Here is a 12,320-nt window from a genome sequence, read left to right on the forward strand (position 1 = left end):
GAGCTAACGCTCATCCTGTTGAGTGGTGAAAAGCATGCGGTCTGCCTGGACTGCTTTGCTTTTTTGTGGGGGCCAGCCTGCCAGCGAAGGCGGCCTATGGGCCGACCAATTTCCAACTGAACACACCCATTCCACCTGTGGGAGCGAGCCTGCTCACGAAGGCGGCCTGACAGCCGACCAATCTCCAACAGACCGCACCCATCCCCACTGTGGGAGCTGGCTTGCCAGCGAAGGCGGCCTGACAGCCGACCAATTTCCAACTGAATACACTCATTTCCACTGTGGGAGCGAGCTTGCTCGCGAAGGCGGCCGGACAGCAGAGCAATCTCCAACTGAACCCACCCAATCCACCTGTGGGAGCTGGCTTGCCAGCGAAGGCGGCCAGACAGCCGACCAATCTCTTACTGATCACACCCAATCCATCTGTGGGAGCTGGCTTGCCAGCGAAGGCGGCCAGACAGCCGACCAATCTCCAACTGAACCCACCCAATCCACCTGTGGGAGCTGGCTTGCCAGCGAAGGCGGCCAGACAGCCGACCAATCTCTTACTGATCACACCCAATCCACCTGTGGGAGCTGGCTTGCCAGCGAAGGCGGCCAGACAGCCGACCTATCTCCAACTGAACCCACCCAATCCATCTGTGGGAGCTGGCTTGCCAGCGAAGGCGGCCAGACAGCCGACCAATCTCTTACTGATCACACCCAATCCATCTGTGGGAGCTGGCTTGCCAGCGAAGGCGGCCAGACAGCCGACCAATCTCCAACAGACCGCACCCATCCCCACTGTGGGAGCTGGCTTGCCAGCGAAGGCGGCCTGACATCCGACCTATCTCTAACTGAACCCACCCAATCCACCTGTGGGAGCTGGCTTGCCAGCGATGGCGGCCTGACAGCCGACCAATTTCCAACAGACCGCACCCATTCCCACTGTGGGAGCGAGCTTGCTCGCGAAGGCGGACTGACAGCCGACCAATCTCTAACTGATCACACCCATTCTCACTGTAGGAGCCAGCCTGCTGGCGATGAGGCCCTCTCAGGCAACACTCTCTTCTCGCTGTACTCAAATGACCGTTCCCACACCACTGCATGGAAACGATCACTCATCACTACATCAACTCAAGTCGCCACATTCAGGTACTTGCCCACCGGCGCAGCATTGTCCAGCGAGTACTGTTTGCTCAAGTTGGCAATCATCCGGTTCAGCGCTTCGCTGGTGGTCTGGTTGCTGGCGGTCCTTTCTTCAGGCGGGCGTTCCCGACCTGCCTGTAGCGCCGCTTTCAGTTCGTCGCTGCTCACGTCGCCGCTGCTGTCGCTGTCCAGCGCTTTGAGCAGTGCGGCGCTGGTGTCGGTGCTGTTCGTTGAGGTGTTGTCGCGGGTCTGTAGCGCGCTGCTCAGTTCGGTGGCGCTGATGCTGCCGTCACCATCGGCATCCAGTTGGCTGAACAGTTCATCACTGGAAGTTTGCTGCGGTGGCGGTGGTGGCGGGGTGAGGCTGGTGGTGAGTTCGTCCTGGCTGACGGTGCCGTCCTTGTTCTTGTCCAGCGCGGAGAAGATCTGGTTGCTGTCGGCGCTGCTGCCGGCGCTGGTGAGGCCGTTGCTCAGTTCGTCGCTGCTGATGGCGCCGTCGCCATCGGTGTCGAGGGCGCTGATCAGGGCGTCGGCGAGGTCGGTGTTCGGGGCCTGGTCGTTGGGCGGCGGAGGGGGCGCCATGGCGGTCATTTCTTCGGCGCTGAGGCTGCCGCTGGCGTCGCTGTCCAGGTCGCCGAATTGCTTGCTCAGGTTGACCAGCAAACCGTCGTCGGACTTCTGCAACAGGGCGCTTTTCAGTTCGTCCTGGTCCACCGCGCCGTCGCCGTTGCTGTCGAGTTTGGCGAACAGTTGCTTTTGCAGTTGCTGGCTGCGGGCGTTCTGGGTGCTGCTGGTGCTGGTATAGCTCGTGTAGTTGCTGACGCTACCGATCATGGGCTCACTCCTTGGACTGTAAAGCCGGTCGGTGTACCGGCTGGTACAGACTCAAGGAGCTAGTTGTCCTGGGTATTTGGATTTTGTACCGGGTGGTACACAGTCGCGGAAACACCAGAAACCCACAGGAGGACAGGTGTTCTTCTCAGGCGCGCGGCAGGCGGATGATTGCGGTCAGGCCGCCGCCGGGAGTTTCTTCCAGGTTCAACTGCCCGCCCAAACGCTGCGCCGCTTCACGGGCAATGGTCATGCCCAGGCCGACGCCGCCGGAGTTGCGGTTGCGGGAGCCTTCCAGGCGATAGAACGGTTCGAACACCGCCTCGCGTTGGTCTTCGGCTATGCCCGGGCCGTGGTCAATCACGCGGATCAGCAGTTGTTCGCGTTGATCCTGCAGTTCGATGCGCGCCTGCCCGGCGTAGCGCAGGGCATTGTCCATCAGGTTATTGATGCACGAGCGTAGCGCCATCGGTTGCACCTGCAGCGGTGCGCAATGGCCGCTGACTTCAACGTCTGCGCCTTGATCCTGAGCGTTCTCGCACAACGATTCGACCAGCGCCTGCACATCCATCAACTGCAGGGCTTCGCTGGTGCGCTGTTCGTGCAGGTAGGTGAGGGTGGCGTCGAGCATGCCGATCATGTCGTTGAGGTCCTGGCGCATCTGGCCTTGCAGTTTTTCGTCGTCGATCTGTTCCAGTCGCAGTTTCAGTCGCGACAGCGGGGTGCGCAGGTCGTGGGAGACGGCGCCGAGCATGCGTGCTCGTTGTTGCACCTGTTCGCGGATGCGTTGTTGCATCAGATTGAAGGTGTGCGCCGCTTGCCGTGCCTCACGCGGGCCGGACTCGTCCAGCGGTGGGCTGTCGAGGTTTTCGCTCAGACGCTCGGCGGCGTCGCTCAGGCGCTGGATCGGTCGGCTGAGCAGTTTGGCGCCGTACCACGCAGCAATCATCAGCGAGATGAACTGGAACGTCAGCGGCACCAGCGGCCCGCCGAACCACGGACGTGGCGGGCGATGGGCGAAACGCGGATCCGGCGGCGGCCGTTGGCCGTCGACGCCCTCGGCAAATTCCGGCGGGGGCGGCGGTGGGGGCGGGCCGTAGTGGTGAAACCAGGCAAAGGCCAGCAGATGCGCCAGGACGATCGCCACGAACAGCATGCCAAACAGGCGGCCGAACAGCGTGTCGAAGCGCCCTCGCATCAGCCGATATCCCGCGCGTCGAACAGGTAACCTTCGCCGCGCACGGTCTTGATCAACTGCGGGGCTTTCGGGTCGTCGCCGAGTTTTTGTCGCAGGCGCGACACCAGCAAATCGATGCTGCGGTCGAACGCTTCGATCGAACGGCCACGGGCGGCATCCAGCAGTTGTTCGCGGCTGAGTACCCGGCGCGGGCGTTCAATGAACACCCAAAGCAAGCGGAATTCGGCATTGGACAGCGGCACCACCAGACCATCGTCGGCAATCAGCTGACGCAGCACGCTGTTCAGGCGCCAGTTGTCGAAGCGGATGTTGGCCCGCTGTTCGGTGCGGTCATCGCGCACCCGGCGCAGGATGGTCTGGATCCGCGCCACCAGTTCCCGTGGCTCGAACGGTTTGGCCATGTAGTCGTCGGCGCCCAGTTCCAGACCGATGATGCGGTCGGTGGGTTCGCAGCGGGCGGTGAGCATGAGGATCGGGATGTCCGATTCGGCACGCAGCCAGCGGCACAGCGACAGGCCGTCTTCGCCGGGCAGCATCAGGTCGAGCACCACCACGTCGAAATGTTCGGCCTGCATCGCCTGGCGCATGGCTGCGCCGTCGGTGACGCCGCTGGCGTGGATGTTGAAGCGCGCGAGGTAGTCGATCATCAGCTCGCGGATCGGCACATCGTCATCGACGATCAGCGCGCGGATGCTCCAGCGCTTGTCGTCTTTCTGCTCATCAGTCACGGTCGTTTGGGTGTTGTGCATGGGGCTGTTCATCTGCCAGTAGGCCGCCAACCACAAAGATGGGCTGCGAGGTGGTGGTTTCAGCATAGGCGTCCTGCCGTGAGGCGGGAAGTGCTGATGTAAGGACGTGTTGCGGCTGGCGAGGCTAGCGCGGGCGCTTGTTGGCGGCGTGTCGGTTGTGTATCGGGTTCGACACAATAGCCGCGAGCGCTATGCTGATCACGGTTGCGGCGACGATTTACCGATCATCGGGTGCCGCGCCGTCGCCGCTTCCGCTACAATGCGCGCCGATTTCGACTTGCCTGAGAGCCCATCCATGTCCGCCTGCCAGACTCCTATCATCGTCGCCCTGGATTTCCCCACCCGTGACGCCGCACTGAAGCTGGCCGACCAGTTGGACCCGAAACTGTGCCGGGTCAAAGTGGGCAAGGAACTGTTCACCAGTTGTGCCTCGGAAATCGTCGGCACCCTGCGTGACAAAGGCTTCGAGGTGTTCCTCGACCTGAAATTCCACGATATTCCCAACACCACCGCGATGGCCGTGAAAGCCGCTGCCGAGATGGGCGTGTGGATGGTCAACGTGCATTGCTCCGGTGGCCTGCGCATGATGGCGGCCTGCCGTGAAGAGCTCTCCAAGCGCAGCGGCCCGCAACCGCTGCTGATCGGCGTGACCGTGCTGACCAGCATGGAGCGCGAGGATCTGGCCGGCATCGGTCTGGACATCGAGCCGCAGGAGCAGGTGCTGCGTCTGGCCGCGCTGGCCGAGAAGGCCGGAATGGACGGTCTGGTGTGCTCGGCGCTGGAAGCCACCGCACTGAAGTCGGCGCACCCGTCGCTGCAACTGGTGACCCCGGGGATTCGCCCGGCGGGCAGTGCGCAGGACGATCAGCGCCGTATCCTGACCCCACGTCAGGCACTGGATGCCGGTTCCGATTACCTGGTGATCGGCCGTCCGATCAGCCAGGCGGCGGATCCAGCCAAGGCCCTGGCGTCGGTCGTGGCCGAACTGGCCTGATCAGTTTCCGCAGGTATTAGGATTACCTGTAGGAGCTGCCGAAGGCTGCGATCTGTTGATTTTGCTTTTTAAAGGCAAGATCAAAAGATCGCAGCCTTCGGCAGCTCCTACAGAGGCTGCGATCTTTTGTTTAGATTTTCAGCACCAACTTGCCGAAGTTCTCCCCGCTGAACAATTTCATCAGTGTCTCCGGAAAGGTCTGCAGACCTTCGACGATGTCTTCCTTGCTTTTGAGTTGTCCCTTGGCCATCCAGCCGGCCATTTCCTGCGCTGCACTGGCGTATTGCGCGGCGTAGTCCATCACCACAAAGCCCTCCATGCGTGCGCGGTTGACCAGCAATGACAGGTAGTTGGCCGGGCCTTTGACCGCTTCCTTATTGTTGTACTGGCTGATGGCGCCGCAAATCACCACCCGGGCTTTTGGCGCCAGACGACTGAGCACGGCGTCGAGGATCTCGCCGCCGACGTTATCGAAATACACATTCACGCCTTTCGGGCACTCGCGCTTGAGCCCGGCCAGCACGTCTTCGTGCTTGTAATCGATGGCGCCGTCGAAGCCCAGTTCATCGATCAGGTACTTGCACTTGTCGGCCCCGCCGGCGATGCCCACCACCCGGCAACCCTTGATCTTGGCGATTTGCCCGGCAATGCTGCCTACCGCGCCCGCAGCCCCGGACAGCACCACGGTGTCACCAGCTTTTGGTGCGCCGACGTCGAGCAACGCGAAGTAAGCGGTCATGCCGGTCATGCCCAGTGCAGACAAATACACCGGCAGCGGCGCCAGTTTCGGATCGACCTTGTAGAAACCTCTGGGCTCGCCAAGGAAGTAATCCTGCACACCGACGGCGCCGTTGACGTAGTCGCCGACGGCAAAGCCCGGGTTGTTCGAAGCGATGACTTTGCCGACGCCCAGAGCGCGCATCACTTCACCGATTTCCACCGGCGGGATGTAGGACTTGCCCTCGTTCATCCAGCCACGCATGGCCGGGTCGAGGGACAGATATTCGTTCTTGACCAGAATCTGCCCTGCCGCAGGTTCGCCGACCGGGACTTCCTGATAAGTGAAGGTCTCGCGGGTGGCAGCACCCACTGGGCGTTTGGCGAGCAGGAATTGGCGATTGGTCTGGCTGGTCATGGCAGGCACTCGAACTGAATGAAGCCTTGTTGATAGACCCTCAAGGCCAATGCTGCAAGGTGAGCTGATGCGGCGAATGCACAATGATCCAGTGCAGTGATAGTCGCCCGGCGGGTTTTATCACTGCGACGCATGAAGGCATAAACAGCCTTCTGATAGTGCTGATGCGGGGCGGGCCGTGATGGCTATGCTGCGAGTCTGCAAACCCTCCTGCATCTCTCCTCCGAGGACATAACAATGAGCATGACGTTTTCCGGTCAGGTTGCCGTAGTCACTGGCGCGGCCAATGGCATTGGCCGCGCGACCGCCCAGGCGTTCGCCGCCGAAGGCCTGAAAGTGGTGGTGGCCGATCTGGACGCGGCAGGGGGCGAGGGTACGGTGGCGCTGATTCGTACAGCCGGTGGTGAAGCAACCTTCGTGCGCTGCAACGTTACCGTTGAAAGCGAAGTGAAGAATCTGATGGACGAGGTGATCAATACTTACGGACGTCTCGACTATGCCTTCAACAATGCCGGGATCGAAATCGAACAAGGCAAGTTGGCAGACGGCTCGATGGACGAGTTCGACGCGATCATGGGCGTCAACGTCAAGGGCGTCTGGCTGTGCATGAAGTACCAGTTGCCGTTGCTGCTGGCCCAGGGCGGCGGGGCGATCGTCAACACTGCTTCGGTGGCAGGGCTTGGCGCGGCACCGAAGATGAGCATCTATGCGGCGTCCAAACACGCGGTGATTGGCCTGACCAAATCGGCGGCGATCGAATACGCGAAGAAAAAAATCCGCGTCAACGCTGTGTGCCCGGCGGTGATCGACACTGACATGTTCCGCCGGGCCTACGAGGCCGATCCAAAAAAAGGCGAGTTCGCCAATGCGATGCACCCGGTGGGGCGTATCGGCAAGGTCGAGGAAATCGCCAGTGCCGTGCTGTATCTGTGCAGTGATGGCGCGGCGTTCACCACCGGTCACTCCCTGGCGGTGGATGGCGGCGTCACTGCTTTCTGAAACGGTTCTGTCAGCCATGAAGAAACCCGCCATCGTGCGGGTTTTTTCATGGCTGGCGATCCGTTCCGTTAAACCGCTAAACAATGTGTATCAAACGGTTAGAACGGCTGCTTTTGACGGCGTTGTCGCACAGCCTGAACGACGCGGCTGTGATTTACTGCTGCCAGCAAAACGGACAGGAGTTTGCGTGCTCATGGAATTGAGAATTGACCGACAGGCAATGGTGCCGGTCGTACAGCAGATTGTTGATGGAATGACCGAGTGGATCTCGCGAACGGGTGTGGCGCCGAGCACGCGACTGCCCTCCGTCAGACAGATAGCACGCTCCAATCTGCTCAGCCAGTCGTGTGTGGCCGAGGCCTGCGAGCGGCTGGTGGCGCAAGGTATCCTGGCCCCGCGGCAGGGTGCGGGATTCATGGTCGCCGCGCACAGCCGCGCTTTGCTCGGGCTTGAATACGGGCGGGCCGAGAGCAGTTTGAAACTCGGCGAGGGCGGTTTGCCGCAAAGCTGGCGCGAGTCCGATGACCTCAGCTATGCAATCCGTCAGGTGGCGCGAACCGACATGGCGAGTCTGTTCAATTACAGCACCCCGCTGGGGTTTGCGGCGCTGCGTGCGCAGATCGTCAGGCGTCTCAGGCTGATCGACATCCAGGCCCCGGCGGAACAGGTGCTGACGACCTCCGGTGCCAGCCAGGCGCTGGATCTGCTCGTGCGCACGCTGGTTAAGGCCGGGGACTGCGTTGTTGTCGAAACCCCGGGCTATGCGCCGCTGTTCGAGCTGTTGCGCCTGCGTGGCGCGCAGCTGCTGGAAGTTCGGCGTACGCCAAGCGGGCCAGACCCTCAGGCGCTGGAGGCACTGTTGCGCCAGTGCCGGCCCGTCGCCATGTTCGTCAACAGCCATCACCACAATCCCACCGGCTCCTGCCTGAGTCCGTGTGTGGCACAGCAGATCCTGCGATTGTGCAACGCGCACGATGTGCAACTGATCGAAGACGATGTCTACGCCGATCTGCACAATGGCAACGGTGTACGCCTGGCGGCGCTTGATGAACGGGTGATTTATGTCGGCAGTTTTTCCAAGACGCTGAGCAGCTCGTTGCGCGTCGGGTTTGTGTACGCCGGGCCAGAACTGATCGCGCGTCTGGCCCGGGTCAAGATGATCAGCAGCATGGGAGCTTCGAGTTTCAATGAAGCGGTGCTGGCGAGCCTGCTGGCCAGTGGCGCCTATCGAAAAATGGTCCAGCGCCAGCGTCAACGCCTGAATACCGACCGCGTCGCCGCATTGCAGGCATTGGAGGACGCAGGCTGGGAGGTTTTCGGCAAGCCGTGTGGCGGCCTGTTCATCTGGGCCCGCTCCCCGCTGAGGGATCCGGACCGCTTGCACAGGCATGCGCAGTGCAGTGGTGTCAGTCTCAGTCCTGCGGGGGCTTTCAGTCCGAGCGGCGAGATCAGTGAGTGGCAGCGAATCAATGTGGCCTATGCCTGTGATCCACGGGCCCGGCAGTTTTTTCGCAGTACCGGCGTGAATCGACCTCAAGCGTTCTGAAAACGACGCGTGCGTAGCTTTTTGCCATTATTCCGACGCCAGAGACTTGTGCTGCTCCATGACCGTTGCGAATCTTCGGCAACAGACTTTGGCAGGGGACTACGCGCAATGATTTCGGCCGTGCAAGGACGTTTTGCCAACCTCGGTATGGCAAAGAAACTGGGTCTCGGGTTCGTACTGGTGCTGCTGTTGACTGCGCTGGTGGCTGCCATTGGAGTCTGGTCCCTGCAGACCATCAGCCAGCGCTTCGACGGCTTGAAGCAAATGTCGTCGCTCAACAGTGCCTTGCTCAAGGTGCGGTTGCTGGAGCAGGACTATGCGCTGCACAGCAACCCGAAAACGGTTGATGCCGTGCACGAGGGCGTCGACGGTCTGTTGACCCAGGCCGCGCAACTCAAGGCGCAGACGCCGGCGAACGGGGCGGTGATGAGCGATGTCGAGCAAGCCTTGGGCGACTATCGCAAGGCGTTTGACGAGTTCGTTTCACTGACCCAGGCCAAGGATCTGGCGCTGGAAATGGCCAGTTGGTCGGTGTCCAGTGTGGCCAATAACCTGGACGTACTGCAAGCCGGGCTGGCCGATGATGGCGCGTACACGTTAAAGGACAGCGAAGGCAAGGATGGTGCGCAGTTCATCGAACAGGCCAGTCAGGTCAGTCAGGTGTCGCGGTTGATGCTGCAAGCGATGAACGAGGCACGGATTCGTCTGGATCAGAGCCGCAAGGGCGATGCCGACAGTGCCGACAAGGGCAGCATTGAACAGGCGGCCCAGGCCCAGGCTCAGGCCGAGCAGTTGAAGACCACGGTCAAGGATGAGGGCTATTTGACGGTGCTCAACGAAGTGTCCGGGCACATCGCCGGTTTCAACGACAAACTGGCCGAGTACACCGGTCTGCTGGCCCAGGAAAAAACCGTCTATGAACAGTTGCACCAGCGCGCGGCGCAAGTGATGTCGCGTGTCGACCAGGCCTATGTGGCCGAAGACGGCGCGATGCAGGTGGAATTGAAGAAAAACTCGGTGCTGATCCTCGGTTCTTCGGCGTTGGCCTTATTGGTGGGGCTGATTGCCGCGTGGGTCATTACCCGGTTGATCGTCGCGCCGCTGCGCGCAGTGATGCGCGTTGCACAACAGATTGCGGCCGGGGATTTGAGCGCAAAAGTCGAGGTTACCCGGCGTGATGAAATCGGCCAGTTGATGCTGGCGATGCAGCAGATGGGGGCCGGGTTGAGCACGATTGTCAGCGGATTGCAGGCGGGCATCGAGCAGTTGGCCAGTTCCGCGCAATCGCTGTCGGCGGTCACCGAGCAGACCAACCTCGAGGTCAACAGCCAGAAGGAAGAGACCGAGCAGGTGGCCACGGCCATGAACCAGATGACCGCCACCGTGCATGACGTGGCGCGTAATGCCGAGGAGGCGGCACTGGCCGCGCAAACCGCGGATGGCAAGGTCGAGAGCGGACAGCAGGTGGTGCGCCAGAGCATGGCGCGGATCGAGCAACTGGCGGATTCGGCAACGTCGGCCAGTTCGAGCATCGAAAGCCTCAGTGCGCAGATCCAGAACATCGGTACGGTGCTGGATGTGATCAAAAGCGTCGCCGAGCAGACCAACCTGCTGGCGCTCAACGCGGCGATCGAAGCGGCGCGGGCCGGGGAGCAGGGCAGGGGCTTTGCGGTGGTGGCCGATGAGGTTCGTGCGTTGGCGCGACGTACGCAGCAGTCGACGGAGGAGATCGAGCGGCTGGTCAGCGCGTTGCGTTCGGCAGCGCATGCTTCCGTGCAGCAAATTCAGAGCAGCGGCGAGTTGGTGAAGCTGGCGGTCAGTGATGCCCTGCAGACTGAAAGTGCGCTGGGGAGTATTGCGGCGGCGGTGTCGTTGATTCAGCAGATGAATCAGCAGATTGCGGCGGCGGCCGAGGAGCAGAGTTCGGTGGCCGAGGAGATTAATCGCAGTGTGACGAGTATTCGTGCGAGTGCGGATCAGTCTTCGATGGCGATGCAGGGGAATGCGGTTTCGAGTGTTGAGCTGGCGCGGTTGGGGGGGGAGCTCAAGGGGATGGTGGGGCATTTTCGGCTTTGACTTGGCGGCCTCTGGGCCGACCAGGTTCTTGGGGGGGGGTGTGAATATCCGTTGCTGCGGTAACGGCTTCTTATGGTTCCGCTCTTACAGCGGCTCACTTTTCCAGACGCCGAAAAGTAAGCAAAAGGCTTGGCCCCAGCGTTCGGCCCTCGCTTAGGCTCGGGTTCCTTCGTTGCGGGATTCATCCGGGCGCATCGCATCCGGTTTGCTTCGCTGCACCTCCTCTCGATGTGTTTGGCTGCGCCAAACGGTCGCTGCGCTCCCACACCCGGATAAATCCCTCCACTCAGCCTGCCGACGGGGCCGGCACGGCAAGATCAAGAGCTGCAGCCGAGCTTGCGCTCATCCTGTGTAGGAGCTGCCGAAGGCTGCGATCTTTTGATCTTGATCTTGATCTTGATCTTGATCTTGATCTTGATCTTGATCTTGATCTTGATCTTGATCTTGATCTTGATCTTGATCTTGATCTTGATCTTGATCTTGATCTTGATCTTGATCTTGATCTTGTGGGAGCTGGCTTGCCAGCGATGGCGGCCTGACAGCCGACCAATCTCTAACTGAATGTTTTCAATGGCAGCCAGCTTACCCCCCACAAAAAAGCCACCTCTCGGTGGCTTTTCTTAACTCTCGACACTTAGTCGTAGATCACTTTCTTCTTCCAGTCCGCATCGGCTTCAACTTCCTTGAGGCCTTCGGTCAGCTGGTTCACTTCGCCTTCGACCGGTGCAATTTTGTCCATGACTTGGGCATTGGCGCGGGCCAGCAGTTTTTCCAGGTATTGCAGTTGTTCCGAGTACATCTGCGGGTCTTGCTGTTTGCGCAGGTATTGCACGCCGCGTTCGAAGGCGAGGCGGGCCTGGCCTGGCTGGTTTTGTTGCAGGGATTGTTGGCCGAGGTTGTTGAAGAACTCGATGTGCAGCAGGACCAGGATGTGGCGGACTTCCTTGATCCAGTGTTTGGCTTCGTTTGGTGGCAGGAAGCCGTCATGGGCGGCGCGGGTGATCTGGCCGTGGAGGGCTTCGAGCAGGAAGCGGACGTCCTTGGCTTTGGCTTCGGTCAGGATCGGTGCCGGCGGGTTGTTGACCGGGATCGATTCGCCCTGAGCCACCAGTGCGCTGAGTTCAGTGATCCGTGCCTTGATTGTGGCGCTGGTTTTTTCCAGGTTCAGCAGACGCTGGCAGACGTTCAGTTCCAGACGCGTCAGCAGCAGCTTGAGTGCCGGCGTCATGAACTGACCGGGGAAGGTTTCGGTCAGTTCGCCGCAGCGGCGCAGGCGGTCGTTGAGTTCGACTTTGGTGCGGGCCTTCTCCAGTTTGTTGTTTTCCACCACATGGTTCATGTAGCCAATGGCGATCAGAATTGCGATCCCGGCTACGACTAGCAGGGTGATCATGAGTGGTGTCACCGGTAAGACCTCTTTATAGGGTTCGCATGCGAGTGTAGTGGCTGGACATTCAGGCGCCCAGCGCCGCTCGACGAGTTGATTCAGCAGCTTCTGTGTATATCGGCTGCACACTGCTTATATGAATGCTGGCGCAGAGTGCGCAGATTGCCATCATAGTGTTGCGGACTATAACGCCTTGGCGAGTGGCGGAATATAGGCGTCAATCGTCGGGCGACGGAAAAGCCCGAATGCTTTCGTAAAGCAGGTCGAAGTCATTGAT

At 60.7% G+C, this 12,320-nt stretch carries 10 protein-coding genes; 4 read left to right on the plus strand and 6 right to left on the minus strand.

Features of this window, described 5'->3' with window-relative positions; genetic code table 11:
- Nucleotides 1-1,116: 1,116 nt before the first annotated feature.
- The 3 genes from xopAW to KVQ82_RS08710 all read right to left on the minus strand — a co-directional run bounded on the left by xopAW (nucleotide 1,117) and on the right by KVQ82_RS08710 (nucleotide 3,906).
- Nucleotides 1,117-1,962 (minus strand): XopAW family type III secretion system calcium-binding effector, encoded by an 846-nt coding sequence (xopAW, locus tag KVQ82_RS08700; RefSeq protein WP_222018629.1) that lies wholly within the window; start codon nucleotides 1,960-1,962, stop codon nucleotides 1,117-1,119.
- Nucleotides 1,963-2,107: 145 nt separating this feature from the next.
- Complete coding sequence (locus KVQ82_RS08705; protein WP_108183506.1) at nucleotides 2,108-3,157, minus strand: HAMP domain-containing sensor histidine kinase; 1,050 nt, start codon at nucleotides 3,155-3,157, stop codon at nucleotides 2,108-2,110.
- Complete coding sequence (locus tag KVQ82_RS08710) at nucleotides 3,157-3,906, minus strand: response regulator (RefSeq protein ID WP_041073744.1); 750 nt, start codon at nucleotides 3,904-3,906, stop codon at nucleotides 3,157-3,159. The genes KVQ82_RS08705 and KVQ82_RS08710 overlap by 1 nt, the downstream gene beginning before the upstream one ends.
- A gap of 295 nt (nucleotides 3,907-4,201) precedes the next feature.
- Here KVQ82_RS08710 and pyrF point away from each other — a divergent pair, with 295 nt between their 5' ends.
- Nucleotides 4,202-4,900: an orotidine-5'-phosphate decarboxylase gene (gene pyrF / locus KVQ82_RS08715; RefSeq protein WP_041073746.1), complete on the plus strand. Its 699-nt coding sequence runs from the start codon at nucleotides 4,202-4,204 to the stop codon at nucleotides 4,898-4,900.
- 130 nt (nucleotides 4,901-5,030) lie between these two features.
- On the opposite strand, the gene KVQ82_RS08720 is transcribed toward pyrF, so the two are convergent.
- Nucleotides 5,031-6,035: an NADP-dependent oxidoreductase gene (locus KVQ82_RS08720; protein WP_086794196.1), complete on the minus strand. Its 1,005-nt coding sequence runs from the start codon at nucleotides 6,033-6,035 to the stop codon at nucleotides 5,031-5,033.
- A 237-nt stretch (nucleotides 6,036-6,272) separates the two neighbouring features.
- Here KVQ82_RS08720 and KVQ82_RS08725 point away from each other — a divergent pair, with 237 nt between their 5' ends.
- The 3 genes from KVQ82_RS08725 to KVQ82_RS08735 all read left to right on the plus strand — a co-directional run bounded on the left by KVQ82_RS08725 (nucleotide 6,273) and on the right by KVQ82_RS08735 (nucleotide 10,656).
- Nucleotides 6,273-7,034 carry an SDR family oxidoreductase gene (locus KVQ82_RS08725; protein ID WP_041073750.1) on the plus strand — a complete coding sequence of 254 codons (762 nt, stop codon included), beginning with the start codon at nucleotides 6,273-6,275 and terminating at the stop codon, nucleotides 7,032-7,034.
- 193 nt (nucleotides 7,035-7,227) lie between these two features.
- Complete coding sequence (locus KVQ82_RS08730) at nucleotides 7,228-8,580, plus strand: PLP-dependent aminotransferase family protein (protein WP_222018630.1); 1,353 nt, start codon at nucleotides 7,228-7,230, stop codon at nucleotides 8,578-8,580.
- A gap of 108 nt (nucleotides 8,581-8,688) precedes the next feature.
- Entirely contained in the window at nucleotides 8,689-10,656 is a 1,968-nt protein-coding gene (locus tag KVQ82_RS08735; protein ID WP_222018631.1) for a methyl-accepting chemotaxis protein, read from the plus strand.
- 317 nt (nucleotides 10,657-10,973) lie between these two features.
- On the opposite strand, the gene KVQ82_RS08740 is transcribed toward KVQ82_RS08735, so the two are convergent.
- Both KVQ82_RS08740 and KVQ82_RS08745 read right to left on the minus strand, forming a co-directional pair.
- Nucleotides 10,974-11,249, minus strand: a complete 276-nt coding sequence (locus tag KVQ82_RS08740) for a hypothetical protein (RefSeq protein WP_222018632.1) — start codon at nucleotides 11,247-11,249, stop codon at nucleotides 10,974-10,976.
- A gap of 41 nt (nucleotides 11,250-11,290) precedes the next feature.
- Entirely contained in the window at nucleotides 11,291-12,049 is a 759-nt protein-coding gene (locus KVQ82_RS08745) for a hypothetical protein (protein ID WP_174377049.1), read from the minus strand.
- Nucleotides 12,050-12,320 lie beyond the last annotated feature (271 nt).

Origin of the sequence: Pseudomonas sp. AO-1, assembly GCF_019775695.1 — a bacterium.
GTDB classification, from domain to species: Bacteria; Pseudomonadota; Gammaproteobacteria; order Pseudomonadales; family Pseudomonadaceae; genus Aquipseudomonas; species Aquipseudomonas parakoreensis.

Bases quoted from the DNA above. Each gene is read 5' to 3' on its own strand.
- KVQ82_RS08705 (WP_108183506.1), bottom strand. From the start codon at position 3,157: ATGCGAGGGCGCTTCGACACGCTGTTCGGCCGCCTGTTTGGCATGCTG.
- KVQ82_RS08730 (WP_222018630.1), top strand. From the start codon at position 7,228: ATGGAATTGAGAATTGACCGACAGGCAATGGTGCCGGTCGTACAGCAG.
- KVQ82_RS08720 (WP_086794196.1), bottom strand. From the start codon at position 6,035: ATGACCAGCCAGACCAATCGCCAATTCCTGCTCGCCAAACGCCCAGTG.
- pyrF (WP_041073746.1), top strand. From the start codon at position 4,202: ATGTCCGCCTGCCAGACTCCTATCATCGTCGCCCTGGATTTCCCCACC.
- KVQ82_RS08745 (WP_174377049.1), bottom strand. From the start codon at position 12,049: ATGATCACCCTGCTAGTCGTAGCCGGGATCGCAATTCTGATCGCCATT.
- KVQ82_RS08735 (WP_222018631.1), top strand. From the start codon at position 8,689: ATGATTTCGGCCGTGCAAGGACGTTTTGCCAACCTCGGTATGGCAAAG.
- KVQ82_RS08725 (WP_041073750.1), top strand. From the start codon at position 6,273: ATGAGCATGACGTTTTCCGGTCAGGTTGCCGTAGTCACTGGCGCGGCC.
- xopAW (WP_222018629.1), bottom strand. From the start codon at position 1,962: ATGATCGGTAGCGTCAGCAACTACACGAGCTATACCAGCACCAGCAGC.
- KVQ82_RS08710 (WP_041073744.1), bottom strand. From the start codon at position 3,906: ATGCACAACACCCAAACGACCGTGACTGATGAGCAGAAAGACGACAAG.